We start from the raw sequence: 26,163 nt of genomic DNA on the forward strand, positions 1-26,163 counted from the left end.
CGAGGCCACCTCCCAGTTCAGGTCGCCGCCGTGCTTGAGGTGGTACGGACTGATCGCACCCTCACCGGTGTCCTGCAGGAACCCGCCCATCGCCGCACCGGCGTTGAGGGCCTCCACGGCGTTGGCCGACAACGCACCGAAGCTCATCGCCGACACGTTCAGCAGCGCCATCTCGTACGGCTGGGTGCACTGCGGGCCACCGATCATGACGCTCGGGATGGAACCCTCGGCGGTCTTGGCCTTGATCGAGTGGGTGACGAACTCGTATCCGATGGAGTTGACGTCGCGCTCGGTGCCGAACGGCTCGGCGTCCTCCTCACCCTTGGCGCGGGCGTAGACGAGGCTGCGCGTCTCGCGGTCGAACGGCGTGCCGTCGGTGTTGCGCTCGATGAAGTACTGCTGGAGCTCGGGGCGGATCGCCTCCATCGCGAACCGGGCGTGGCCGATCACCGGGTAGTTGCGCAGGATGCTGTGCTCACGCTGCAGCAGGTCCCGGACCCCCAGGAGGCCGATGGCCAGCACCGGCGCGCCGAGGATCCACCACCAGGGTGAGACCAGCAGTGCGAGTGCCGCACCTGCGGCTCCGAGGACGAGCACACCGAGGATTCCGAGCCACCTGATCATGACTCCCACTGTGCCACCGCTGTCCGCACACCACCTGTCACACGTCAGGCACCGCGCAGCGCACGAGCAGAGACCAGCGCCGCTCCGAGCGCCACCGCGATCGCCACGGCCGACGTCGTCTGCACGCCCAGGTCGAAGGCCGCGGTCGCCGAGGCGCGGATCTGCTCACCCACGCTGTTGGGGTACCACTCGGCAGCGGTCAACGTGCTGCCGAGCGTCTCGAACGAACCGTCCCGCTCGCCGTACGACGCCACTGCCGGGATCGTCAGGTTCGCGCGATAGACCGACGTGAGCACGCTGCCGAGCACGGCCGTGCCCAGCACGGCGCCGATCTCGTAGGCCGTCTCGGAGATCGCGGAGGCAGCTCCGGCGCGTGACGCCGGGACGCTCGACAGCATGAGGTCGTTGGTGATCGTCTCGGCGAGTCCGATGCCGATGCCCATCAGCGAGAACGCGATGGCCACCGACATGGCGCTCGGCGACCCGGTCAGGGCCATGACGACGTACCCCAGTGCCGAGGCGCCGAAGCTACCGGTCACCAGCAGGCGGGCCGAGAACCGGTGCAGCAGCCGCACCGCCCAGAACCCGGACAGCACCGTCATCGCCAGACCGGGCAGCAGCACCAGCGCCGCGTCCATCGCCGACATGCCCAGCACCAGCTGCAGCAGCTGGGCGCCGAGGAACAGGAAACCGGTCAGCGCCATGAGGCTCAACAGGTTGGCGACGATGGCGCCGCTGAAGACCCGGTTGCCGAACAGCGACAGGTCGATCATCGGGTGCGCGCTGCGCCGCAGGCGACGCACCAGCACCCAGCCCGAGGTGATCCCCACCGCGAACGCCACGATCGTGGTCTGGTCGAGGCCGTGGTGCGCCACCGACTTGATGCCGTAGACGAACGGCAGCATGGCCGCGAGCGACAGCCCGATCGCCGGCAGGTCGAGCGGACCGGGGCTCGGGTCCTTCGACTCCGGCAGGAGGGCGAGCGCCACCGGGATGAGCAGGGCGATCAGCGGCACGTTGATGAGGAACACCGAGCCCCACCAGAAGTGTCCGAGCAGCCAGCCGCCGAGCACCGGGCCGAGGGCGGCCCCGCCGGAGAACATCGCGGCCCACGTGGCGATCGCGAGGCGACGGTCGGTCCTGTGCGTGAACACGTTGCGGATCAGCGACAGCGTCGAGGGCATCAGGGTGGCGCCACTGATGCCCAGCAGCATGCGGGCGACCAGCAGCATCTCGGCGCTGGTGCTGTAGGCCGCGAGCAACGAGGCCGCGCCGAAGCCGACCGATCCGATCAGCAGCAGGCGGCGACGACCGATGCGGTCGCCGATGCTGCCCATGGCGATCAGCAGTCCGGCGAGCATGATCGCGTAGATGTCGACGATCCACAGCAGCTGCGTGCCGCTGGGGCGCAGGTCGATGCTGATGGCCGGCAGGGCAAAGCTCAGCACCGTGTTGTCGACCGACACCATGAGGACGGGGAGCATGAGGACGGCCAGCGCCGTCCACTCGCGGCGTCCCGCCCGCTCGGGGGTCTGGTCTGCGTTCAGGTGCAGCCCGTCCAGGTGCTGGCTGGTCATGGTGTCCTCCTCGGGTCGGATCGATGTCGGTTGACCGGACTACTGTACCGTCTGGACGGTTTAGTAACAAAGCGAGGTCGCTCCTGATTCCCTCGCTAGGGTGAGGTCATGTCCGAGGAGCGCAGCACGCGTGATCGCGTGCTCGACGCCTTCGAGTCGTTGCTGGTCGCCTCGGGAAGCCGGGCGGCCACGCTCGAGGCCGTCGCCGCCGACGCGGAGGTCTCCAAGGGCGGCCTGCTGTACCACTTCCACAGCAAGGACGAGCTCGTCGAGGGCATGCTGGACCGCCTCCGCGAGCAGGGCGCCGTCGACGTCGAGGCGATGCGGACGGCCAGCGTCGGTCCGGTCGAGTTCTACCTCTCGACCTCCGTGGACTCCGGGAGCGACTTCGACCGCGCCCTGATCGCCACCGCCAGGATCGCCCAGGAGAACGACCCGCGCGCCTCCGCAGCACTGGCGGACCTGCGCGAAGGCTGGTTCGAGGTGCTCAGCGAGCACCTCGGCGACGAGGCGCTCGCCCGCACCATCCAGCTGATCGGCGACGGCCTCTACTTCGACGACACGACCGGACTCGGCGAGCGCAACGCGCTCCCCCACGTGCGTGACGTGCTGCACCGGCTCGGCGTCCTCTGACGTTCATCTGAGCCCCGGCACGAATCCACCTGCCGGACACCTGGCACGCGTCGACTGAGGGCATGACACATCTCGGGGGAGATCGATCCGTCCTGCGCGCCCTCACCCGGCGCCTCGTCCCAGCTCTCGTCGCCACCTCTCTCATCGGAGCAGCCATGGCCCTTCCCGCCGGCGCCGCCGCCCGCACACCCGTCCTCGAGCCGAGCCGCGCCAGGCCGGCCACCCAGGCTCCGCACAGCGACGTCACCGTGTTCGGCCACCGCGGAGCATCGGGCTACCGGCCCGAGCACACGCTGGCGTCGTACGACCTGGCGATCCGCATGGGCGCGGACTACATCGAGCCCGACCTCGTCAGCACCAAGGACGGCGTGCTCGTGGCACGGCACGAGAACGACATCTCCGGGACCACCGACGTGGCCGACCACCCGGAGTTCGCGGATCGACGCACCACCAAGTCGATCGACGGCATCGCCATCACCGGTTGGTTCACCGAGGACTTCACGCTGCGCGAGCTGCGCACGTTGCGGGCCAAGGAACGCCTCCCGCAGGTCCGTCCGGCCAACACCGCCTACGACGGGCGGTACCGCATCCCGACGTTCAGCGAGGTCCTCGCGTTCGCCCGCGCCGAGAGCATCCGGTTCGGCCGACGCATCGGGGTGGCGCCCGAGACCAAGCACCCCACCTACTTCCGCGACATCGGGCTGCCACTGGAAGGTCGACTGCTGAAGGACCTCACCCGGTTCGGCCTGAACCACGCCCGCGCCAAGGTGGTCATCCAGTCCTTCGAGACCGGCAACCTGCGCGACCTCGCCACCCGCACCAAGGTGCCGCTGGTCCAGCTGACCTCGGCGACCGGCGCCCCGTACGACCTGCTCGCCTCCGGCGACGCCCGCACCTACGCCGACCTGATGACGCCCGACGGCCTGCGTGACGTCGCTCGCTACGCCACCTGGCTGGGCCCGGAGAAGAACAGCGTCATCCCCCGCACGCCGTCCGGTGCGCTCGCGACGCCGTCACGCCTGGTCGGCGACGCGCACGCCGCCGGTCTCAAGGTCGTGGCCTACACGTTCCGCGCCGAGAACCAGTTCCTGCCGACCGACTTCCGTTCCAGCACCGACCCGAACGCCTACGGCGACCTCGCCGGCGAGATCCGGGCCTTCACCGCGGCCGGCCTGGACGGGCTGTTCGCCGACCAGCCCGACCTCGCCGTGACCGCCGTCCGCTAGCCCTTGCGGAAGCTCGAGGAAGATGCTCGGGCCGAAGTCGTTCCTGGCGAGCGGACCCTGCAGGCGCTTCTCGATCGCCAGCATGGCGCCCGTGGGCAGCAGCTTCTTGAGGCGCTGGCTGCGCAGGTTCGACACCGACAGCTTGTTCTGCACCTGCAGCCCCGCGGTGGCGAGCTGATCGACGACCGTGTCGATGTTGTGGTTGACGAACGGGATGGCGTCCGGCTCGTCGGCCTGCACGGTGCGGATGCTGACCGGCTCGGCCGGCAGCGCCTTGCCCTGCTTCTTGAACGCACGACGGTTCTTGAAGTGGCCGTAGTTCGCGACCTCGATGATGGCGGTGCCGCCCGGCGCCAGCACGCGCGAGATCTCGGCGAACTCCGCGCTCGGCTCCGGGAGGTGGTGCATGACCCGGACCATGGTGATCAGGTCCAGCTCACCGTCGGCGAACTGCAGGGCATCGGCCTGCATCTGGACCCGGGCGACGTCGGTGCCGGACAGCAGCTTGGCCGCGGCGTCGAGCTGCGTACGGCTCGGCTCGGCGAGCGTCACGTGGTCGGCGAACTCGCGCAGCAGCAGGCACAGGCGACCGTAGCCGCCCCCGATGTCGGCGGCCTTCGCGAACCGGCGGCCCTTCAGCAGTCGCGAGATGGCGATCTGCTCGGCCGCGTTCTCATAGGCACGCTCGTCGAAGTACGTGGTGTAGTCGTACCCGCGGTCGTACTGGTCGGCGACCTTCTTGGGCTGGTCTGGCGTCTGTTCGGTCACGGCCCGACTCTAACCTCACCCGAAGGTGCGGGGCCCGAAGGTGGCCGGTCGCTTGGCCATGCCGGCCTCGCGAGCGATCTTCGTGTTGGGGGCCTTGAACATGGCCGACTGCAGGCGCCGCTCTCGCCGCAGGGCCTTGCGTCGCGAGCCCCGCTGGTTGGCGTAGAGCAGCTGCTTGGTGGCGGCCACCGAGTCGGGCGAGCGTTCGACGATCTTCTCGACCAGCGCCATCGCCGCCGCCAGGGGATCCTCGGCGACGTCGGTGGCCAGCCCGGCCTCGACGGCCTCGATCCCGGTGATCGTCTCGCCGGTCATCGCGAGACGCTGCAGCACGTCGATGGGCATGTTCTCGATGAACGGGACCGTCCCACCCATGTCGGGGACCAGGCCCCACTTGGCCTCGAGGATCGACCACCTGGCGTCCGGCGTGGTGAAACGGAAGTCAGCCCCGGCCGCGAGCTGCACCCCGGCACCGAAGCAGTGACCGTGCACGACGGCGATGACCGGCACCGGCAGGTCGCGCCAGACCGTCGAGAACTTCTGGAACCGGTTGACCGTTCGTGCTCCCGCGAAGAAGTACCTGGCCACCCGCCGCTTGTTCGTGAACGCCGCGGCGAAGTCGAGCCCGGCGCAGAACGAGCGCCCGGCTCCCTGCAGCACGACGGCCCGGATCGCGCGGTCCTTGGCCAACGACGTCGCAGCGGCGATGAGCTCGTCGACGAGGTCGAGGTCGACCCCGTTCAGCTGCTCCGGCCGATTCAGGGTCACGTAGGCGACCGGGCCGTCGATGGTGGTGAGCACGCGTGCGTCCGACATGCGATTCAGCCTAGGGGGTGACGGACGGGTCCAAGGCCTCGATGGCGCCCTCGAGGTCGGAGACGACGTACGCCTCGCTCCCGGGGATCGCGGCCCAGCCGGGGCCCCCCAGAACCAGGCGGGTGCCCCGCGGCATCGACTCGACCGCCTCCACCAGGGCGGACTGGTCGTCGCGCACCAGGGTGGCCCACACGAAGATCGCGTTCGGCGTGGTCCGCCGCGCCAGCTCGGCCAACGACGTCCAGGGCACGCGAGCGCCGAGCACGAAGCTGCCCGTTCCCCGCTGGGCCAGCGCGGCCTCGAGCGCGAAGACCGGGAGGGAGTGCTGGTCCTCCTCTGCGGTGGCCAGCACGATTCCGCCGTGGCTCATCGGCGCTGCGTGCGTGCGGGCGATCAGTCGCAGCTCGGAGAGCAGTCGTTCGCTCGCGATGTGCTCGTTGACGATGTCGATGGTGCCGTCGAACCAGCCCTCGCCGATGCGCACCAGCACCGGTGCCAGCACGGAGTTCCACGCGTCGACCACCCCCCGGCGGCGCAGCACGCCTCCGAACAGGCTGGTGAGCCGTGTGCCGTCGAGGGCCTCCACGGCTTCGAGGATCGCGTCGACCACCTGGGCGGAGGTCAGATCGGAGTCACCCGGCAGCTCGCCGGCCACCAGCGCCGCGACCTCGGCGGCATCGAGGTCGTGCGCGGCCCTCGCGGCCTCGCGCGGCGTGACGCCTCGATCGAGCAGGCGGCGCATGAAGTCGACGCGCTCGATGTCGTGCGCGGTGTAGCGGCGATGGCCCCCGGCCGTTCGATGGCTCGGGCCGAGCTCATACCGGCGCTCCCAGGTGCGCAGCGTCGCCTGAGCGATGCCGAGGCGCGCCGAGACCGCGCCGACGCCCCAGGTGAGGTCCATCCACCCATCCTGTCGAACCTCGTCAGAACCTGTCCATTTTTCCCAATCTGTGGACAGCCCTGTGGATTCTCTCGTCAGGGGCGCAAATGTCGTCAGAACCTCTGCAGTTTTCCCAATCTGTGGGTGCGCCTGTGGAAAAGTCGCGGTCGCCGCGGGCCAAACCTAGTCAAAACCTATTCACCGGCGTAGAGTTGTCGGCACCCGAGTAGACGCGAACAGGAGCAACCGTCGTGCCGAACATCCAGAAGCTGCCCGTTCCGCTCGTCGAGGCGTACGAATGGCAGTACGACGGCAGCTGCGCCGACCTCCCCACCGACATGTTCTTCTCCCCCGACGCCGAGCGCGGTGCCAAGCGCACGGCACGCGAGGCCCGGGCCAAGCAGATCTGTTCGACCTGCCCGGTCATCGATCGCTGCCTGCAGCATGCTCTCGAGGTCCGCGAACCGTACGGAGTCTGGGGCGGGCTGACAGCGGGCGAGCGCGCGCGTCTGCTTGAGGGTCGCATCGCCAGCTGAGCGGCACCTCGCCGAGCCCCGATCCGGCCGCGCGGCTCATCGGTGACAGGATCGACCCCATGAGCAGCAGCGTGCGACCCGAGCTGGCCGTCATCGGCGGATCCGGCTTCTACACCTTCCTCGACGATCCGCAGACCATCACCGTCGAGACCCCGTTCGGCGCACCCTCCGCGCCGATCGCCGTGGGCACCGTGGGCGGCCGGTCGGTCGCCTTCCTGCCCCGGCACGGCAGTCATCACGAGTTCCCGGCCCACCGCGTGCCGTACCGCGCCAACCTCTGGGCCCTGCGCAGTCTCGGGGTGCGCCAGATCCTCGCTCCCTGCGCCGTTGGCGGCCTGCAGGAGGCCTACGGTCCCGGCACGTTCGTGGTGCCGGACCAGCTGGTGGATCGCACCACCGGACGCACCCAGACCTACTTCGACGAGGGCGCGTGCCACATCTCGTTCGCGGATCCGTACTGCGATCGGCTCCGCGGCCACCTGCTGGCCGGGCTCGAGGGCCACTCCCCGGTGGACGGGGGCGCGATGGTGGTCATCGACGGCCCCCGCTTCTCCACCCGCGCCGAGTCGCGCTGGTACGCGGCCCAGGACTGGGCCGTGGTGAACATGACCGGCCATCCGGAGGCCGTGCTCGCCCGTGAGCTGGCGCTCTGCTACTCCACGGTGGCGCTGGTCACCGACCACGACGCCGGGGTCGACTCCGACTCCGCCGTCAGCATGGACGCCGTCTTCGAGGTCTTCGCGTCGCACACCGACACGCTCAAGGACGTGCTGCGCAGCGTCGTGGCCGACGTGGGAACGGAGCGCGACTGCGCCTGCCCGCACGCGATCGACGGCATGGACCTGCCGATCGAGCTTCCCGTGAGGATCCTGCTGACCGGCGCGGCCGGATTCATCGGCACCCACATCGCTCGCATCGCAGCAGAGCGCGGCCACGAGGTCGTCGGGCTGGATGCCTACCTCGTCCAGGCACACGGCGAGAACACCCAGCCCGCTGCCGACGTCCACGTGCTGGACCTGCGCCACGACGCCCTCGACGACGTGCTCGCCGGGATCGACGTCGTCTGCCACCAGGCCGCCATGGTCGGCAACGGCGTCGACGCACAGGACCTGCCGGACTACGCCGACCACAACGACCACGGACAGGCTCGGCTGCTGGCGGCGATGGCGCGGGTGGGCGTGAAACACATCGTCCTCGCGTCGTCGATGGTCGTCTACGGCGACGGCCGGTACACGTGCCCCGAGCACGGCGACGTCCCCCCGGCGGTCCGACAGGTCGACGACCTCGACGCCGGGCGCTACGACCCCCGCTGCCCGGTCTGCGTGGAGGAGGGGATGGACCACCAGATCACCTGGCGCCTGATCGGCGAGGACACCCCCTTCCTGCCGCGCACCAGCTACGCGGCCTCGAAGGTGGCCCAGGAGCACTACGCGTCGGCCTGGTGCACGCTCGAGGGCGGCCGGGCGATCGCCCTGAGGTACCACAACGTGTACGGCCCCGGCATGCCCGCGGACACCCCGTACGCCGGGGTCGCGGCGATCTTCCGCTCGTCGATCGCCCGCGGCGAGGCGCCGCGCGTGTTCGAGGACGGCGGCCAGATGCGCGACTTCGTGCACGTGCACGACGTCGCGCTCGCCAACGTGCTCGCGCTCGAGCAGGTCGCCGACCACCCGGAGGGCCTGACCGCGTACAACGTGGCCTCCGGACAGCCGTGCACCTTGCTGACGATGGCCGAGACCCTCGCCGGTGCCGGCGGCGGCGAACCGCCCGTGGTCACCGGCGACTACCGACGCTTCGACGTGCGTCACGTCGTGGCATCGCCGGCCGCCGCCACGGCCGGCCTGGGGTTCACCGCCCGGATCTCCCCCGTCGACGGCCTGGCCGCGCTTGCCGACGACCCGTTGCGCACCCGGTGAGCGACGATTGGCGGCCCATCCAGCGACCCCCTAGTTTCGAATCCATGAGTGTGGGCCCAACGGGAATCGTGTGCGACGTGGTGATCCCGTGTCGTGACGAAGCGGCTGCGCTTCCCGGCGTCCTGGCCGGTCTGCCCGCCGGCTGGCGAGCCATCGTGGTCGACAACGGCTCCCGCGACGGCACTGCAGAGGTGGCACAGAGCCTCGGCGCCACGGTCGTGCACGAGGAACGCGCCGGCTACGGCGCCGCCGTGCACACCGGCGTGGAGACCGCCACGGCGGACCATGTCGCGGTCATCGACGGCGACGGCACCATGCTGCTGACCGACCTCGTGCCGATGCTCGACATCGTGCGGTCCGGTGGAGCGCGCATGGCCGTCGGTCGACGCCGCCCCGTGGAGCGCGGCGTGTGGCCGTGGCACGCCCGGCTCGGGACCACGCTGCTGGCCACCGTCATCCGGCGCCGCAGCGGGTTCGGCATCCACGACCTCGCACCCATGCGCGTGAGCCGTCGCGACGACCTGCTCGGCCTCGGTGTCGAGGACCGCCGGTTCGGATATCCGCTCGAGCTGATGCTGCGCGCCTCGAAGGCCGGCTGGACCGTGCGTGAGATCGACGTCGCCTACGGCCACCGCGCACCCGGCACCAAGAGCAAGGTGTCGGGCTCGGTCAAGGGCACCCTGCGGGTCATCAAGGACTTCGCGAAGGTCATGCGATGAACGACCGCTCGGGGGGGCCCACGCTGCTGGTCGTGGCGAAGGCACCGGTGCCCGGACTGGCCAAGACCCGCATCGCGGCGACCACCGGCGAATCGATCGCCGCCGAGCTGGCCGCCGCTGCGCTGCTCGACACCCTCGACACCGTGCTCGCGGTCAGCGCCGACCGCGGCTGGCCGGTGGTCGTGGCCATGACCGGCGACCTCGGGCGGGCCGCCCGCTCGGCCGATATCCGCGCCGCGCTGGATGGCGTGAACGTCGTCGAGCAGCGAGGCGACGGGCTCGACGAGCGACTGGCCCACGCCCACGCCGACGCCGACCGCGGCCGCGGGGTGGTGCAGGTCGGCATGGACACCCCCCATCTGAGCGCCAACGACTACGAGACCGCCGGCGAGGTCGTGCAGGGCGGCGAACGCGTCCTCGGCCCGGCCGACGACGGCGGGTGGTGGTTGCTCGGCCTGCCGGACGCGACCGAGGCCGATCGCCTGGTCGGCGTCCCCATGTCCACCGATCGCACCGCCGAGCACACCCAGCGAGCCTTGGGCACCGTCCGCTGGCTGCGCACCGTCCAGGACATGGACACCTGGGCGGACGCGCAACAGATCGCCGCCGACATCCCCGCCTCCCATCGTCAGCAGTCCCGACTGGCCGTCGTCGTCGACCAGGCCCTTTCCTCAGGAGTGTCCCCATGAACGACGCCTTCGATCCCACCGAGGCCTACGAACCCGCACAGGCGTACGACGACGCCTTCGCCACCGGCCGGGCCGACGTCGTGGGCGTCGGCGGACAGACCGTGCCGTTCGAGGTGCACGCCTGGAACGGCGCCCCCGACATCGTCGACCGGTCGCTGTTCATCGAGCCGTGCACCGGTCCCACGATCGACGTGGGCTGCGGCCCGGGTCGCCTCGTCGGCGAGCTGGCGGGGCGCGGCATCCCGTCATTGGGCATCGACGTGTCGTCCGAAGCCGTGCGCCAGGCCCGCGGTCGCGGCGCCTACGCCCTGCGACGTGACGTGTTCGGCCACGTGCCCGGCGAGGGCGAGTGGGAGTTCGCCCTGCTGGCCGACGGCAACGTGGGCATCGGCGGCGACCCCGTGCGCCTGCTGAGCCGGGTGCGCGAGGTGCTGGCCGTCGACGGGCGCACGATCGTCGAGATCGCCGGCCACGGGATCGGCCTGATCGCCGAGCAGCGTCGCCTGCGCATCAACGGCCGCGACTCGGCCGAGTTCGCCTGGGCGGTCGTCGGTCTCGACGCGATCGCCGACGTCGCCGAGGCGGCCGGACTCAGGATCGACGAAACTCGCACTGTGGGACCGCGTCACGCGGTTACTCTGGTCAGATCATGAGGCTCCTCTAGTGCGTCTGCCCCGGGTCGAGGACATCGAGGCCCGCATTCCACGTCCGGAACACTTCGACGACTCCCGACGGGGGCTGCCGACGACCAGTCGCGTCGGCACCGCCCTGGGAATCGCCTTCGCCATCTGCTTCCTCACCGGGATGTGGAGCCACTTCCAGTACACCGATCCGAGCTGGCTGCCGATCGGACCGAATCCGGCGTGGCTGTACCGCTGGACGCAGGGCCTGCACGTCATCTCCGGCACTGCCGCGGTGCCGTTGATCCTGGTCAAGCTCTGGTCGGTCTACCCCCACCTGTTCGCCCGGCCCCCGGCCAAGGAGGACAAGCAGGCTCTCGTGCTCGAAGGGTTGTCGCGGTTGTCGATCGGCGTGCTCGTCGCGTCAGCGCTGTTCCTGCTGGCGAGCGGCACCCTCAACATCGCCGGCTGGTACCCGTGGGACTTCAGCTTCCGCCGCACGCACGAGGCACTCGCCTGGATCGCCATCGGCTCGATCGTGCTGCACATCGGCGTCAAGCTGCCGTTGATCCGCGAGGGTCTCGGGGCTCCCGTCGACGAGACCCCCGACGACGCCAGTGACGATCCGGGTGACGACGACCCGCACGCCACGAGCCGCCGCGCCGTGCTGGCCGCGACCGGGGCCGCGTCCGGTCTGGCCGCGCTGCTCACCGCGGGCCAGACCATCCCGCTGCTGCGCAAGGTCTCGGTGTTCTCGGTGCGCGACGGCGAGGGCCCGCAGTCCCTGCCGATCAACCGCACCGCCAAGGGAGCCGGGGCCGTCGCCGGCGCCACGTCTCCGGACTTCGCCCTGGAGATCACCTCCGGCGACCAGACCGTCACGTTGACCCTCGACGACCTGCGCGCGCTGCCGCAGTCCACCCACACCCTGCCGATCGCCTGCGTCGAGGGCTGGAGCCGCTCGGCTGAATGGACCGGGGTGGCCGTCCGTGACCTCATCGCGAAGGTCGGTGCACCCGCCCGGTCCACCGTGCGATTCGGCTCCATGCAGACCCGCGGGGCCTTCGCGTCGTCGGAGCTGCCGGGCCAGTTCGTCGCCGACGAGCGCACCCTGCTGGCGCTGAAGCTCAACGGCGAGGTCCTCAGCCTCGACCACGGGTTCCCCTGCCGGCTGATCGCCCCGAACCGGCCCGGTGTGCTGCAGACCAAGTGGGTCCAGAAGATCGAGGTGCGCGCATGACCGGCGTCTCGCCCACACGGCTCCTCCTCGGAGCGGTCGGGGTGGCCGGTGTGCTCTGGGGCGTCTGGTCGCTGCTCGACGACGGCACCACGGCCCTGGTGTCGCTGGCGATCTGGCTCGCCGGAGCGATCGTGGTCCACGACTTCGTGCTGGCACCCCTCACGGTCGGCCTCACCTTCGTGGCCGCCCGATTCCTGCCGCCCTCCGCCCGCATGCCCACCGTCGTGGCGTTCATTGTGTGGGCCACGTGCAGCGTCGCGTTCTTCGCCGTGATCTCCGGGCACGCCGAGAAGACCGGCAACGAGACCATCGGCGGGCGCCCCTACACGCTGTCGTGGATCGTGTTCACGCTCGTGCTCGCGGCCGCCGCAGCCGCTGCCACCACGATCCGCTCCCGTCGGCTCGGGACCCGCTGAGCCTGCCTCGGGAGCGGGCCTACGGGACGGCGTCGAGCAGGGCCCGCGTGTAGTCGTGCTGGGGTTCGCCCAGCACCGACCCGGTCGGGCCCTGCTCCACCAGCTGACCTTCGCGCATGACCGCGACGTGGTCGCTGATGTACCGGATCACCGCCAGGTCGTGGGAGATGAACAGCACCGTCAGTCCGAGCCGGCGCTGGACGTCGCGCAGCAGGTTGAGCACTGCTCCTTGCACCGACACGTCGAGGGCCGACGTCATCTCGTCCGCGACGACCACCTCCGGGTCACCGGCGAGCGCCCGCGCCAGGGCGACGCGCTGCCGCTGACCGCCCGACAGAGCGGCAGGGCGACGGGCCGCGAAGGTCGGGTCCAGCTCGACCATCGCGAGCAGACGAGCCACCCTCTCGGACCGCTCCCGGCGGTCACGCTGCGCGATCATGGCTTCGGCGATGCTGGCGCCAACGGTCATCCGCGGGTCGAGCGACGCGTAGGGGTCCTGGAACACCATCTGCACCGGTCGGGGGTGGCCGCGTCGGTACGACTGCTCGATCGGCTGGCCGTCCAGCAGCACCTGCCCGGACGAGACGGGCGCCAGACCGACCGCCGTCCGAGCCAGCGTCGACTTGCCGGAGCCGGACTCACCCACGAGTCCGACGATCGACCCCGCCGGCACCTCGAGCGTGACGCCGCGCACCGCGTGCACCGCTGCACTGCCGCGCCCGTACCTGGTGTGCACGTCGTCGAAAGTCAGAGCGCTCATGTGTCGTCCCCCCGTCCCTCCACCACCAGGGGCGTGAGCGGATTCCAGCACGCCACGGTCGTGGGCCCCAGGTCCTCCAGCACCGGATCTTCGTCCAGGCAGTGCTGGGTCGCCGCGGGACACCGGGCCGCGAAGGCGCATCCGCGCGGCACCTCGTCCGGTCGAGGCGGCCGACCCGGGATCGTGGCGAGCGGCTGCGTGCGATCGGTGGTCATCGTGGGCACGGCCGCGAGCAGGGCCTGCGTGTAGGGGTGCTGGGCGTGCTCTCGCACCTGGTCGGCGCTCAGCTGCTCGACGATCCTGCCTGCGTACATCACCATCACCCGGTCGGTACGACCCATGATGACGCCGAGGTCGTGCGAGATCAGGATCATCGCTGCTCCGGTCTCGTCCCGTGCCGCGTCGAGCAGATCCAGCACCTGGCGTTGCACCGTGACGTCCAGGGCGGTCGTCGGCTCGTCGGCGATGATCAGGCGTGGTCGTCCCATCAGGCCGATCGCGATCATGGCTCGTTGCCGCATGCCACCGGAGAACTGGTGCGGGTACTGCCGGGCGCGGCGTTCCGCGTCCGGGATGCGCACCTCGCCGAGCACCTGCACCGCTCGCGACAACGCCGCGGAGCGGGAGGCTCCCTGGTGCTCGCGCGCGACCTCCGCGACCTGGGCACCGACGCGCATCACCGGGTTCAGCGAGCTCATCGGGTCCTGGAAGATCACCGACATCGAGTCCGCCAGCCGGTCGCGGGTCACCGATCTGCTCGAGGACCGCAGGTCGTGACCGTCGAACTGCAGCGTGGCGGCCTCGGCCCGGACCGGGGGCTGCAGCAGCCGGGCGACCGCCATCGCGGTCAGGCTCTTGCCGGAGCCGGACTCACCGACGATCCCCACCGACTCGCCGGGGGCGATGTCGAGATCGACGCCACGCACCACGTCCACCCACCGGCCGTCGACCGGGATGCGCACCCGCAGGTCATCGACGACCAGAACACCCTCGCCTCGCTCAGAGGACACCGCGGCGGCTGAGTCGACCGGTGCGTCACCGGCCAGCCCGGGTGTCCACCGGGGAGGACGCCGCTGCCGTCCACCCAGCGTGGAGGCCGCCGCCTCACCCGTCAGGTTGAAGGCCAGGCCGGCCACGACGATCGCCAGTCCCGGGCCGAGAGCCCCAGCGGGGTTGGCATAGATGTTGTCGACGCCTTCGAGCAGCAGGCGACCCCAGTCGTAGCCGGGCGGTTGGACCCCGATCCCGATGAAGGACAGGCCGGCGAAGGCGAGCAGGTGATTTCCCGCACCCATCGCCGCGTTGATGGCCAGCGGCTCGCCGATGTTGGGCAGGACGTGGCGTCGCAAGATGGCGAGCCTCCCGATGCCCATCACGCGCGCCGCCGCCACGTACTCAAGATCCATGATCGAGGCGACCAGGGTCTGGGTGAGTCGCGCGAACCACGGCGCCGCCGCGATGCCGAGCGCCAGGACGGCTCCCTGCTTGCCGACGCCGAAGATGATGGCGAAGAACAACGCCAGCAGCAGCCCGGGGAAGGCCACCGCGATGTTGATCGCCGCCGCCGACCACCGGGCCACCCGGCGCCCGGCCACGGCCGTCAGCGCGCCCAGCAGGACACCGGCCACCAGACCGATCGCGGTCGCGAGGATCGCCAGGCCGACGGCCAGCCGGGTCGCGACCAGCACCCGAAGTCCGATGTCGCGCCCCAGGCTGTCCGTGCCCAACCAGTGCTGCGCCGACGGGGGCGCGCTGATCGCCGAGGTGTCGAACCGGGCCGCCTGTTCGCCCCAGAGGATGGGCGCGAAGACAGCCACGAGGGCGACCACCGCAACCATCGCGAGCGCCGCGACACCCAGTGGGGTGGAGGTGAGCGACCGGAACCGTGCTGCGGCCGCGCGATCGACGCGGGCCGGATCGGTGGGCGTGAGCGTCATCGATCAGCCCTCCTTCAGCGTCGAGCGCGGATCGAGCGCCACGAGCACGATGTCGACGACCAGGTTGACGACCAGGACGATCGCGCCGTAGACCAGCACGATCCCCTGGGCGAGAGGGAAGTCCTTGTTGATGATCGACCCGGTCAACGACGAGCCGAGCCCCGGCCAGGCCACCACCTGCTCGACCAGGACGGTGCCCGCGACCAGTCCGGCCAGCAGCAGGCCGCTGACCGTGAGGGTGGCGGTCACGGCATTCGGCAAGGCGTGCCGCAGGTAGACGCGAGTGGCCCGAAGCCGCTTGGCCCGCGCCGTCCTGACGTAGTCGGTCTGCAGCACGCTCAGCATCTCGACTCGCACGATCCGTGCCAGCCCGGCGGCCGGGCCGATGGCCAGGGCCAGCACGGGGATGACGTACGACGAGACCCCCGTCGCGCCCGCCACCGGCAGCCAGGCCAGGCCCACCCCGAAGACCGCGACAGCGGTCACGGCAACCAGGAAGTCCGGGATCGTCCCCAGGACGGTGGCGGTCGAGGTGAAGGCGACCTCGGTACCGCGACGCCCACCCCCCTCGGTGCGGACCGCAGCCAGCAGGCCGACCGGGATGGCCACGACGATGATGACGACGAAGGCCGCGAACGCGAGCAGCAGCGTGTTCGGCAGGCGGTCGCCGATGATCTGCGCGACGGGCAGCTGGGTCTGGAACGACGTGCCGAGGTCGCCGCGGAACAGGTGCGTCACGTAGTGCACGTACTGCTGCAGCAGGGGGTCGTCCAGACCCAGCTCGGCGCGTCGTGCCGCGATGACGTCAGCGGGAGTGCGTGGACCCAACGCGGCCCGGATGGGGTCGCCGGGGGTGAGGTGGATGATCAGGAAGGAGAACGTGATCAGCACCCAGACCGAGACGAGCAGCCGGAGCGTCCGACGGACTGCGAAGGCGATCCACGGCGGTCGGCGCGCAGATCGCCTCGCAGTACCCGACGGAGCTTCCGGCGGCTGACATCGACGACAGTCGTCAGTTCTTCAGCAGGCGGATCGAGGAGCCCCACAGCTGCCCGCCGGGCGCCACGACCTCGGCGCGCGAGACGAACGTGCGGGAGACGTCGTCGAACATCGGGATCAGGTTGTATCCGGCCAGCAGGGCCTTCTCGGCGTCGGCCCAGTCGGCGCATCCGGCATCGCCCACCTGAGGTGACGCCTTGGCCACCGCCGCGGTGTACGCCGCGTTGTCGATGTGCGAGAAGTTGACGCCACCATCGGCGGGTGCGGGTCCGGACACGAAGGCCACCATCTGCGAGGGAAGGTTGAACGTGAACGGCGCCCAGGCGACGTCCCACTGTCCGGTGTTGAAGAACCGATCGTTCAGCTGCGCCTCGGGGAGCGCCTGCAGGTCGACGTCGACGCCGAGCTTCTTCCACTCCGCGGCCAGGTACTCGGCTCCAGCGGTACGCGCACTCAGTCCTTGGGCGTCGTACTTGAAGGCCACCTTCAGCTGGGTGCCGTCCTTGGCGCGCACGCCGTCCGATCCGGCCACCCATCCCGCGTCGTCGAGGATCTGCTTGGCCTTCGCGGGGTCGTACGCCGGCAAGTTGCCCTTGACCGTGTTGATCCCCGCACAGGGGTTGGGGTCGAGCGTGATGAAGCCGGTCGACGCCTGGCCCTGGCCGCCGGTGGCGACCTTCGACAGCTCGGTGCGGTTGGTGCCGACCGTGAGGGCCTCGCGAACGGCAGGATCGGCACCGGGGCGTCCGTCCGCCTGGTTGAACCAGGTCTCGCCGGCCGTGCTGATGGTGTCGATGGTCGCGAGCTTGGCCGACTGCAGACGGCGGGCGTCGGATCCGCCGACCGCGGCGTAGTTGACCTCGCCGGACAGCACCAGGTTGGCCGTCGTCGTCCCGCTGCTCAGCACGCGGACGTCGAGCGCGTCGGGGGTTCCGGCACCCTTCAGCGACGTGCCGTCCGGACCCCAGGAGTATCCGGCGGTCGGGGTGAAGGAGTAGTTGTCGCCCGGTACGGCCTTGTCCAGCTGCCACGGGCCGGTGCCGATGGTCGCGGCGGCCAGCGCCTTGTGGTCGTCGAGCCCAGCCCGGCAGATGATGAAGATCCCGGACAGCTCGGTGAGCAGGAAGCCGTTCTCGTCCGGCGAGGTGACGGTGATCGTGCGCGCGGCGTCGTCCGCGGCCACCTTGAGACCCGGATGTGCCATCACGCCGTTGAGCGGCGACTTGTTGTCCGGGTTCGCGATGAAGTCGATGTTGTCCTTGACGTCGGTGGCGGTCAGCTTCGAGCCGTCGGAGCACGCGATGTCCGGCTTGAGCGTGAACGACGCGGTGGTCGCCGTGGAGTCCCACTTCTCAGCCAGGCCGGACACGACGGTGCCGTCGTCCTTCAGGTACACCAGGGTGTCGTAGCTCAGTGCCAGCATCGACCGGGTCACCGAGCTCGGCGTCATCGACGGGTCGAGGTTCCCCGGGTCGCTGGCCAGCGCCATCGTGAACGTGCCGCCATCGGCGTAGGCCTTCGGCTGCCCAGACCCGCTCGAACCGCCAGAGCAGGCAGTCAGTGTCAGGCTCAGCGCGACGGCGCCGATAGCAAGTGTGGTGCGTGACATGGCGTGTCTCCTCCGCAGGCAGGTGGGTCACCCCATCCTCGTGGCCCCGCGAGCCTCCGCCATCGTGGGTTCGTGCAATTTGCTGGCGGCTCCTTTGGCCAACAGCACTATGGCGCACGCTCACACCTGCCCGGGCGCGTGCGACGATGGCGTGGTGTCAGACGCTGGCGTGAGCACCGAGCAGCTGTTGGCTCGCCTGCAGTTCGCCGGCCTGGAGCACATCGGCGGTGCCCTGGACCTCGAGGCACACATCACGGCGATCGCGGGGGTCGACGAGCACGACCAGCCAGCCGAGGGGCTGTTGGTCCTGGGCATCGGCCTCGAGGACGAGCCGTCCGTGCTGCGGGCCTGGCAGACGTGGGCTGCTGCTGGTGCGGTCGCGCTGCTGGTGCGCACGTCGCTGGTGGGATCGACGCCGGTCCTGCGCGGCGGTGGCGCGCAGGACACGAGCACGATGCTGCTCGGCATCGGCGACGACATGGCGTGGCTGCGGCTGGCCGCGATGGTGGCCGCCGACCTGGACCGCGACCAGGTGCCGACGGCGGTGGCGCTGGACGACCAAGGGGTGGCCGACCGCGACCACTTCTACGCCATCGCCAACTCCCTGTCGGCCCTGCTCGACGGACCGGTCACGATCGAGGACCTCCGATTCCGGATCGTGGCGTTCTCGGCCGACCAGGATCGAGCCGACGAGCATCGCCAGCGCAGCATCCTCGAACGACGGGTGTCCTCGACCAACAGCGACATCTTGGAGCGCGAAGGAATCTTCGCTCAGCTGTACGCCAGCCCGGTGCCGATCTTCGTCCGCCCGAACATCGTCGGCGCCAGCCCGCGCACCGCCATGCGGATCAGGTACGGCGACGAGACGCTCGGGTCGATCTGGGCGGTGACGTCGGCCCCTCCCACCCCGTTGCAGGAGCATGGCCTGATCGAGGCGTCCAACGTCCTGGCCCTGTCCATCACCCGAGATCGGCTCCTGGACGAGGCGCGCAACGAGTCACGGCACGCCCAGGTCGTGCGACTGCTGGCCGGGGGCACCGACGGTGTCGCCGCCGCGGTTGAGCTGGGCATCGCCGACGTGCCCACCTTCGTCGTGACCCTCAGCCCACGCTCGGGCGGGGACGACCCACTGGGCGACGAGATCTCTGCTCGTCGCCTCGCACGACTGGTCGCGACCTTCACCGCGTCGATGAGTCACCGCGCCGTGGTGGCTCCCGTGGGCCCGAACGTCCACGTCGTGGTGCCGTTCGGGTCCGGCGACCCACGTCCTGACGCCCACGCCGTCGAGGCCCGCCGGTTCGGGACCAATCTGCTCCAGCGTCTCCCGGGCGACGACCTGGTGGTGGGGTTCGGCGACGTCATCGCCGACGCCACCCAGCTGTCCCGGTCGAGGCGGCAGGCCGACACGGCGGCTCGCGTGCTGCGCCTGCGCGAGGTCGACGACCGTCTGGGCGGGGTGGGCTACTGGCGCGACCTGCAGGTCGACGCCCTCCTGATGGAGCTGGTCGATGCGATGATCGCCCGCCACGAGCCGCTCGCCGGTCCGCTGGCGCCCCTGCTGCTCGACGACGACTCCGACCACCTCGACACCGTCCGCGCCTATCTGGACCGGCTCGGCGACGTCACCGCAGCGGCTGCCGACGTCTTCGTGCACGCGAACACCTTCCGCTACCGACTGCGCAAGATCGCCGAGCGGCGCGGGATCGACCTGGACGATCCCGATGTCAGGTTCGCCGTGATGCTGCAGCTCAGGCTCCACGACTGGCGCCAGCGGCTCGCCGCCGGCGCGTCGTCCAGCGCCACCACACCATCGCCCGAACTTGGGCCGGACGCACGAAGCGCCTCCGGCGCCTCGCCCGCACAGTGAGTTCCATGCCTGCTCAGACCACCACCCCCCTCGCCACCGCGCGGCTCGACGACGTCGTCGACGACATCCTTCGACTGGTCGCCGTGGAGTCGCCGTCGGGCGACGTCGCGGCCCTGAACCGCAGTGCCGACGCCGTCACCGACCTGGTCGAGCGACGCCTCGGCCTGACCCCTGAGCGGGTGGACGTCGACGAGGTGCCGCACCTGCGCGTGCGATTCGGTGACGGACCCTCGAAGGTCCTGATCGTGGCGCACCACGACACCGTGTGGCCGCTGGGGACCCTGCACCAGATCCCCGCCGGGGTGACCGACGGCATCCTGCGTGGTCCCGGCTGCTTCGACATGCTGTGCGGCCTGGTGATCGCCGTCCACGCTGCGGCGATGCTGCGCGAGCAGGATCCGGGGGCAGCAGACGGCATCACGTTGCTGGTCACCGGGGACGAGGAGACCGGGTCGAGCACGTCGCGTGCCCTGATCGAGGCCGAGGCCCGGGGCTGTCGGGCGGCGCTGGTGCTCGAGGCCTCGGCCGACGGCGGTGCGGTCAAGGTCGGCCGCAAGGGCGCCTCCATGTACACCGTCGTCATCGATGGCGTCGCTGCGCACGCGGGTCTCGAGCCGGAGCGCGGCTCGAACGCCACCATCGAGGCGGCCCACCAAGTGCTCGCCATTGCGGCGATGGGCGACACCGCCGCGGCCACCACCGTCACGCCCACGCTGCTGACGTCCGGCACCACCACCAACACGATCCCGTCGCGCGCCGAGGTGCACGTCGACGCGCGCGCCATGACCGCTGCCGAGCAGGAGCGTGTCGATGCCGCCATCCGGGCGCTGCGACCGCAGGTGAGTGGCTGCGCGGTCAGCATCCAGGGAGGCATCAACCGGCCGCCCATGGAGCCAGCCCTGGGCGCTGACCTGTTCGATCGGGCCCAGCGAGTGGCAGCCGAGATCGGGGTACCGGCACTGGAGTCGGCGGTCGTGGGTGGCGCATCGGACGGCAACTTCACCGCGGGCGTCGGCGTTCCCACGCTCGACGGACTGGGCGCCGTCGGAGGAGGCGCCCATGCCGTCACCGAGCACGTGGTCGTGGCCGCGATCCCCGACCGCCTCGCGCTGCTCGCACAGCTGTGCGCGTCGTTGCTGGCCGAACCGGCCTGAACCAGTCCTCAGCGGCGGTTGACGATCGCCGCACGCGACGCGACGCCCAGGGCCGACAGCTGGTAGAGCACCACGACGAGGCCGACGAGCTCGGTCGGGTCGCCCGCGTCGGCGCGCACGACGCGGGTGCCCACCCGCTCGACCCCCGGGATCATGGCTGCCGTCTCCGTGGCGGTCTCGTTCGGCAGGTCGACCTCGAGCGTCAGCCGATCCGGCAGGACCGGTGGCTCCAGCCCAGGTGCCGCGGCCACCGCCCGGGCAGCGCGCTCGCGCACCAGTTCCTGCGCCCGTAGCGGCGACAACGAGTCGGCGGCCGACCAGCCGTGCGCCCGCTTGACCTCTGCGACCACCACGCCGGCGAACCGGTCGACGGCACGCTCGCAGGTGACGTCGTCGCCGGTGACCAGCCCCAGGGGAACTCCGGCCGCAGCCAGCTGCAGAGCGTTGACGTCCGCCTCCGACACCGGCTCGTCGTTGAGTCGCACCTCGCCGAAGTGCGACGAGAAGGTGTGCGCCAGGACGCCCCGCTCGCCGGCCGCGGCGTGATACCCCACGAACAGGGCCACGTCGTGATCGGCCGAGATCCCCTCGGCCATGCAGTCGGCCTTGGGCAGACCGGTCAGGACCCGAGCGCGTGGGTCGAGGCGTGCAGCGAGCAGGTTGTCCATCGTGCCGTGGCTGTCGTTGACCAGGACCCGCGTGGCCCCGGCGTCGAACGCTCCGGCGATCGCCGCGTTGGTCTCATCGGTCATCAGCTCCTGAGCGCGCGCGTACCCCGTGCCGCCGCGTGCCACCTGGTCCAGCGTCGCCACGCCGGCGATGCCCTCCATGTCGACCGAGATGTACACCTGGACGTCGCCGCTGGTCACTGCTCCACCGCCCGCAGCGCGTCGACCGCGTGCCGGCCCAGGGTCCCGATCAGCCGGTCGGCGTCCGGGTTGCGCAGCTCCTCGTCGGGGTGCCGGACGAACACGCCCACGGCGTAGCGCCCACCGTCGGGGTACTCCACGACGCCGGCCTCGTTGCGCACGTAGGTGACGGTGCCGGTCTTGCCGCTGATCGAGATGCGCGAGTCGGGAAATCCCGAGGTCAGCCGGTGCGGCCACACCTGCAGGCCGAGGATCCGCCGGACCTCGGCGCACGCCTCGGGCGGTGCCGCGGTGTCGTCCCAGATCGCGCGCAGCAACGTCGTGGCCTCTCGGGCGGTGGTCGCGCTGGTGCGGTCGGGGTCGAACGCCGCCGCCGCGCGCAGACGTCCTCGCAGCTCGTCGTCGGGCTGCGACAACGCGTCGTCGTCCACGTCCTGCCCGATGTCGTCGGCGATCGAGACGAACAACCCCCGGCAGTCCGTCTCCAGCGTCGTGACCTCGAGGCCCAGCCCGGCCAGACCGGCGTTGACGGCGTCGAGCCCGACCCGGTCGATCAGGACGTCGGTCGCATGGTTGTCGCTGACCGACATCATCAGGTACGCGAGGTCGCGGACGGACAGCTCGACGTCGTCGAGCATCACCGACAGCCCGACGCCGCCGAGCGTGCGGTCGCCCGCCGGGACCCGGATCCGGTCGACGAGCTCGAGCTGCCCGGCCGACGCCTGGCGGCAGACCTCGAGCAGCACCGGGATCTTGAAGACGCTGGCGGCGACGACCGGGCGATCCGGGTGCCGGCCCACCTCGGCGCCGGTGGCGAGGTCGACGGCGTGGATCGTCGCGTCGAGACCCAGCTGGGCCAGGGCGGCGTCGGCCGCCGCCTCGAGCTGCGCCTGTGCGTCCTCGATCAGCATCCGGTGTCCTTCCTGGTCGGTTGGGCCGAGCGCCCTCGCCCCGGTGCCGCGTCCAGCTGACCGTCGTCCAGCACGACGTCGCCGCGGCTGAGCACCCAGCGCGGCCACCCGTGCAGGGTGCGCCCGTCGTAGACCGAGTACCCCGCCCGCGACTGCATCGTCGAGCCGTCGACGACTCGGCTCTCCTCGGGATCGATGACGACCAGGTCCGCGTCGGCACCGACCCGGATCTCGCCCTTGGCAGGCAGGCCGAAGAGCGCGGCAGCCCGGGTGGAGGTCACCTCGACCAGCCGCTCGAGGCTCAAGCGGCCGGCGCGGACTCCCTCGGTCCACAGCAGGGGCAGCATCGTCTCCAGCTCGGCCACTCCCTTGCGCAGGGCGTCCACGTCGTCAGCGTGCTCGAGCTTTTGCTGCAGGGTCCACGGGGCGTGGTCGCTGCCCATGGTGTCGATCGAGCCGTCGGCCAGACCGGCCCACAGGGCGTCGACGTCGGCGGCGGACCGGACCGGCGGCATGCCCACGTACTTGGCGCCGTCCGGCTCGGCGTGGACCTCGTCGGTCAGCCCGAGGTAGAGCGGACGCGTCTCCACGTGGACGTCCACGCCTCGGGCCCGCGCCCGGGTGCACACCTCGAGCGCCGACGCCGACGACAGGTGCACGACGTACACGCTCGAGCCGGTCTGCTCAGCCACCGCGATCATCCGCTCCACGGCCGCCCGCTCGCTCACGGGCGGGCGGCTCAGCGGGTAGTGGGCTGCGTCGGCGAGCCCTTCGCCGGCCAGCTGCGCCGTCGCGTCGTCGATCAGCAGCTGGTCCTCGCAGTGCGCCAGCGTGAGCATGCCGGACCGGCCGGCCACCCGCACCGCCTCGACGAGATGGCTCGAGTCCCAGTCGAACGCCAGCACGACCATCTTCAGACTGGTGTGCCCGCGGGCCGCCAGCGCGCGGATCTCGTCCAGCGTCTGCTCGGTCGCACCGATCATCGCGGGGTGCAGGAAGTAGTCGGCGGCCGCCACCTCCTGGCAGGCTGCCGCGTCACGGTCGATCGCGGCGGTGAGTCCTTCGTCGCCCAGGGGAAAGCTCATCTGGCCGAACGTCGTGACGCCCCCGGCGATGGCCGCCAACGACCCGACGTAGAAGTCGTCGACGAACTCCGGGTCGTCGGCGGCCAGCACCTGCGGTGAGCACAGGTGCACATGGGGGTCGACCAGGCCGGGGATCACCACCATGCCGGTCGCATCGATCTCCCGCCGGCCGGCGATGGCGCCCCCGACCTCGGTGATCACACCACCGGTGACGCCGATGTCGGTGACACCGGTGGCTCCAGCGCGGACCACGGTCCCTCCGCGCACCACGACGTCGCAGACGTCGGTCACGTCATCTCCTCGGTGCCGACGGTGAACTCCGCCATGGTCGCGGGATCGGGCTCGACCCCCAGACCGGGGCCGGTGGGGACGCGAATGAACCCGTCCTCGAGCTCGAACGGCTCGGTGATGTCCTGCGCGTAGAACCGGCGCGAGGCCGAGATGTCGCCGGGCAGCGTGAACCCGGGCAGTGCTGCCAGCGCTGCGTTGGCGGCACGACCGAGGCCGGTCTCCAACATCCCCCCGCACCACACGGCCACGCCGTTCGCGCGGCACAGGTCGTGGATGCGTCGCGCCTCGAGGTAGCCACCGACGCGGCCGGGCTTGATGTTGATGACCGCCGCCGATCCGAGCGCCAGCGCGTCGGCGGCGGCCTCCACCGAGACGATCGACTCGTCGAGGCACATCGGGGTCGCCATCTGCCGGGCCAGCTCGGCGTGCTGTCGCAGGTCGTCCTCGCCGAGCGGCTGCTCGATCAGCAGGAGGTCGAACTCGTCGAGGCGACGCAGGTGCGCGGCATCCACCAGGGTGTAGGCCGCGTTGGCGTCGACCTGCAGCGGCACGTCGGGATGTGCCTCCCGCACGGCCCGGACCGGTTCGACGTCCCAGCCGGGCTGGATCTTGAGTTTGATCCGCTGGTACCCCTCGTCGAGGTAGCCCGCGACGACGTCCAGCAGCTGGGGCACCGAGTCCTGGATGCCGACCGACACCCCGGACGGCACCCGGTCGACGGTGGCACCCAGGTGCCGCGCGAGCGAGGTGCCGGCGCTGCGCAGCTCGGCGTCGAGCACCGCCATCTCCAGCGCCGCCTTCGCCATCCGATGACCCACGAACGGCTTCAGGTGGTGCTGCAACGTCTCGGCAGTGAGATCCTCCACCTGCAGCAGCGCCGGCACCAGGTAGGTGCGCATCACGTCGGCGACACCGGCGACGTACTCGCTGGAGTACAACGGGTGGCGCATCGCGACGCACTCGCCCCACCCACGCACGTCTCGGCCGTCGATCTGCCCGTGCAGCTCGACGATGAGTGCCTCGCGATCGGTCTGTCGAGCGAACGACGTCGTGAACGGCGCCACCAGCGGCAGCCGCAAGGTGTGCACCAGAACGGACCGTACCTGCATGTCAGGACCTCCTCAGGACGTAACGGCCTGATCGTTCCACGTCGATGATCGTCCACCCGGAATCCAATAGGACCGGCAGCACGTCACGCACGCGCAGCCGCCAGGCGATCGCTGCCTCGGGGTCGCTGGAGCGGAGCGACTCGATGTCCGCCGGGATCGCGACGCTGCACCAGGTCGCGTCGGCGGTGGGCAGCCGGACGACCCCTGGGCGGCCGTCGTCGCCCATCGTCAGTGCTTCGTGGATCGCCGTTGCGGGAATCTCGACGGCCGGGCGGGCGACCGGGTCGGTCGACCACGCGACGAACAGTCGGTCGCTGCCGTGTCCGTCGTTCAGCCCGTCGCGCATGTCGCCGTAGAAGTCCACCAGGTAGGAGCGCGCTCGGGTTCCCAGGCGGTGCAGGTTGAAGTAGGCGTTGCGCGCCACCAGCGGATCGAAGGTCCACGTGATGGTCGACAGGCCCCGATCGCGACTCCACTGACGCTGGTGGTCCTTCAGGGCGGCGCCGACACCCTGCCCGGCATGACCGCTCATGACACCGACGATGTGCGAGTGCAGGGCCCGACCCAGCGGCTCGGAGAAGAAGCCCACCCCGACCGCCACGAGGCGACCGGAGTCGAAGGCGCCTCCCACGTAGTTGCCGCCGTGGGAGAGCGCGACGAGCATCGCGCTGTCCACCGGGCTTCCGGTGTCGCGCTGCCAGATCTGCGCGAGCAGCTCAGATCCTGCCCCCATCTCCTCGACGGTGAGCTCACGGACGACCAGACCGCGGGTGTCCGGGGCCGCCCCCGACGACGGCATCCCCACCACTGCCATCGGCCACCTCCTCGTGGTCGGGCCGGCCCCTGGACGGCCGACCCTGCCGACCCATCCTCGTGGCGTCACGGGTCAGTCTCTTCGGCCGCGCTCACAAA

The 26,163-nt window shown here is 70.8% G+C and carries 23 protein-coding genes and 2 pseudogenes; 11 read left to right on the plus strand and 14 right to left on the minus strand.

Annotation, left to right across the window (positions count from 1 at the left end):
• Positions 1-39: 39 nt before the first annotated feature.
• Both AC0L5F_RS10285 and AC0L5F_RS10290 read right to left on the minus strand, forming a co-directional pair.
• Positions 40-624: pseudogene (locus AC0L5F_RS10285) on the minus strand (glutamate synthase-related protein); the annotation flags it as partial.
• 44 nt (positions 625-668) lie between these two features.
• Positions 669-2,201, minus strand: coding sequence for an MFS transporter (locus tag AC0L5F_RS10290; RefSeq protein ID WP_473313262.1), 1,533 nt, complete (start codon positions 2,199-2,201; stop codon positions 669-671).
• Positions 2,202-2,309: 108 nt separating this feature from the next.
• Between AC0L5F_RS10290 and AC0L5F_RS10295 the strand changes: the two genes are divergently transcribed.
• Positions 2,310-2,834: a TetR/AcrR family transcriptional regulator gene (locus AC0L5F_RS10295; RefSeq protein ID WP_473313263.1), complete on the plus strand. Its 525-nt coding sequence runs from the start codon at positions 2,310-2,312 to the stop codon at positions 2,832-2,834.
• 155 nt (positions 2,835-2,989) lie between these two features.
• Positions 2,990-4,060, plus strand: a complete 1,071-nt coding sequence (locus AC0L5F_RS10300) for a glycerophosphodiester phosphodiesterase (protein ID WP_473313264.1) — start codon at positions 2,990-2,992, stop codon at positions 4,058-4,060.
• 330 nt (positions 4,061-4,390) lie between these two features.
• Here the strand turns inward: AC0L5F_RS10300 and AC0L5F_RS10305 are convergent.
• The 3 genes and pseudogenes from AC0L5F_RS10305 to AC0L5F_RS10315 all read right to left on the minus strand — a co-directional run.
• A pseudogene (locus tag AC0L5F_RS10305) lies at positions 4,391-4,828 on the minus strand (class I SAM-dependent methyltransferase); the annotation flags it as partial.
• A 15-nt stretch (positions 4,829-4,843) separates the two neighbouring features.
• Entirely contained in the window at positions 4,844-5,644 is an 801-nt protein-coding gene (locus tag AC0L5F_RS10310; protein WP_473313265.1) for a crotonase/enoyl-CoA hydratase family protein, read from the minus strand.
• 10 nt (positions 5,645-5,654) lie between these two features.
• Positions 5,655-6,545, minus strand: coding sequence for a MerR family transcriptional regulator (locus AC0L5F_RS10315; RefSeq protein ID WP_473313266.1), 891 nt, complete (start codon positions 6,543-6,545; stop codon positions 5,655-5,657).
• 230 nt (positions 6,546-6,775) lie between these two features.
• Between AC0L5F_RS10315 and AC0L5F_RS10320 the strand changes: the two genes are divergently transcribed.
• The 7 genes from AC0L5F_RS10320 to AC0L5F_RS10350 are packed head-to-tail and all read left to right on the plus strand — an operon-like array spanning position 6,776 to position 12,660.
• Positions 6,776-7,060: a WhiB family transcriptional regulator gene (locus tag AC0L5F_RS10320; protein WP_473313267.1), complete on the plus strand. Its 285-nt coding sequence runs from the start codon at positions 6,776-6,778 to the stop codon at positions 7,058-7,060.
• A gap of 59 nt (positions 7,061-7,119) precedes the next feature.
• Positions 7,120-8,976 (plus strand): S-methyl-5'-thioadenosine phosphorylase, encoded by a 1,857-nt coding sequence (locus AC0L5F_RS10325; protein WP_473313268.1) that lies wholly within the window; start codon positions 7,120-7,122, stop codon positions 8,974-8,976.
• A gap of 44 nt (positions 8,977-9,020) precedes the next feature.
• Entirely contained in the window at positions 9,021-9,695 is a 675-nt protein-coding gene (locus AC0L5F_RS10330; RefSeq protein ID WP_473313269.1) for a glycosyltransferase family 2 protein, read from the plus strand.
• Positions 9,692-10,384, plus strand: a complete 693-nt coding sequence (locus AC0L5F_RS10335) for a TIGR04282 family arsenosugar biosynthesis glycosyltransferase (RefSeq protein ID WP_473313270.1) — start codon at positions 9,692-9,694, stop codon at positions 10,382-10,384. Before AC0L5F_RS10330 ends, AC0L5F_RS10335 begins: the two co-directional genes overlap by 4 nt.
• A complete protein-coding gene (locus tag AC0L5F_RS10340; RefSeq protein ID WP_473313271.1) occupies positions 10,381-11,037 on the plus strand; it encodes a methyltransferase domain-containing protein in 657 nt (218 codons plus the stop codon). Before AC0L5F_RS10335 ends, AC0L5F_RS10340 begins: the two co-directional genes overlap by 4 nt.
• A 10-nt stretch (positions 11,038-11,047) precedes the next feature.
• Positions 11,048-12,244, plus strand: coding sequence for a molybdopterin-dependent oxidoreductase (locus tag AC0L5F_RS10345; RefSeq protein ID WP_473313272.1), 1,197 nt, complete (start codon positions 11,048-11,050; stop codon positions 12,242-12,244).
• Positions 12,241-12,660 (plus strand): hypothetical protein, encoded by a 420-nt coding sequence (locus tag AC0L5F_RS10350; RefSeq protein ID WP_473313273.1) that lies wholly within the window; start codon positions 12,241-12,243, stop codon positions 12,658-12,660. Before AC0L5F_RS10345 ends, AC0L5F_RS10350 begins: the two co-directional genes overlap by 4 nt.
• Before the next feature lie 19 nt (positions 12,661-12,679).
• Here the strand turns inward: AC0L5F_RS10350 and AC0L5F_RS10355 are convergent, their stop codons facing one another.
• From AC0L5F_RS10355 to AC0L5F_RS10370, 4 genes are all read right to left on the minus strand, one after another.
• Entirely contained in the window at positions 12,680-13,420 is a 741-nt protein-coding gene (locus tag AC0L5F_RS10355; RefSeq protein ID WP_473313274.1) for an ABC transporter ATP-binding protein, read from the minus strand.
• Complete coding sequence (locus AC0L5F_RS10360) at positions 13,417-15,357, minus strand: dipeptide/oligopeptide/nickel ABC transporter permease/ATP-binding protein (protein ID WP_473313276.1); 1,941 nt, start codon at positions 15,355-15,357, stop codon at positions 13,417-13,419. Before AC0L5F_RS10360 ends, AC0L5F_RS10355 begins: the two co-directional genes overlap by 4 nt.
• 3 nt (positions 15,358-15,360) lie before the next feature.
• A complete protein-coding gene (locus AC0L5F_RS10365; protein ID WP_473313277.1) occupies positions 15,361-16,248 on the minus strand; it encodes an ABC transporter permease in 888 nt (295 codons plus the stop codon).
• A gap of 121 nt (positions 16,249-16,369) precedes the next feature.
• Positions 16,370-17,965: an ABC transporter substrate-binding protein gene (locus tag AC0L5F_RS10370; protein ID WP_473313278.1), complete on the minus strand. Its 1,596-nt coding sequence runs from the start codon at positions 17,963-17,965 to the stop codon at positions 16,370-16,372.
• Between the two features lie 169 nt (positions 17,966-18,134).
• On the opposite strand from AC0L5F_RS10370, the gene AC0L5F_RS10375 reads away from it, so the two are divergent.
• Entirely contained in the window at positions 18,135-19,832 is a 1,698-nt protein-coding gene (locus AC0L5F_RS10375) for a PucR family transcriptional regulator (RefSeq protein WP_473313279.1), read from the plus strand.
• A gap of 5 nt (positions 19,833-19,837) precedes the next feature.
• Complete coding sequence (locus tag AC0L5F_RS10380; RefSeq protein WP_473313280.1) at positions 19,838-20,986, plus strand: M20 family metallopeptidase; 1,149 nt, start codon at positions 19,838-19,840, stop codon at positions 20,984-20,986.
• Positions 20,987-20,994: 8 nt separating this feature from the next.
• Here AC0L5F_RS10380 and AC0L5F_RS10385 read toward each other — a convergent pair whose 3' ends face one another.
• Genes AC0L5F_RS10385 through AC0L5F_RS10405 form a run of 5 tightly spaced genes read right to left on the minus strand, consistent with a single transcriptional unit; the run spans position 20,995 to position 26,065 of the window.
• Complete coding sequence (locus AC0L5F_RS10385; protein WP_473313281.1) at positions 20,995-21,855, minus strand: M55 family metallopeptidase; 861 nt, start codon at positions 21,853-21,855, stop codon at positions 20,995-20,997.
• The gene (locus AC0L5F_RS10390; RefSeq protein ID WP_473313282.1) at positions 21,852-22,766 is read right to left on the minus strand and encodes a serine hydrolase; all 915 of its coding nucleotides are present in this window, start codon (positions 22,764-22,766) and stop codon (positions 21,852-21,854) included. The genes AC0L5F_RS10385 and AC0L5F_RS10390 overlap by 4 nt, the downstream gene beginning before the upstream one ends.
• Positions 22,760-24,142, minus strand: coding sequence for an amidohydrolase family protein (locus AC0L5F_RS10395; RefSeq protein WP_473313283.1), 1,383 nt, complete (start codon positions 24,140-24,142; stop codon positions 22,760-22,762). The genes AC0L5F_RS10390 and AC0L5F_RS10395 overlap by 7 nt, the downstream gene beginning before the upstream one ends.
• Entirely contained in the window at positions 24,139-25,251 is a 1,113-nt protein-coding gene (menC, locus tag AC0L5F_RS10400; RefSeq protein WP_473313284.1) for an o-succinylbenzoate synthase, read from the minus strand. Before menC ends, AC0L5F_RS10395 begins: the two co-directional genes overlap by 4 nt.
• A gap of 1 nt (position 25,252) precedes the next feature.
• Positions 25,253-26,065: a GNAT family N-acetyltransferase gene (locus AC0L5F_RS10405; RefSeq protein WP_473313285.1), complete on the minus strand. Its 813-nt coding sequence runs from the start codon at positions 26,063-26,065 to the stop codon at positions 25,253-25,255.
• Positions 26,066-26,163: the final 98 nt, after the last annotated feature.

This window comes from Aeromicrobium sp. 10G20-16 (genome assembly GCF_055809665.1).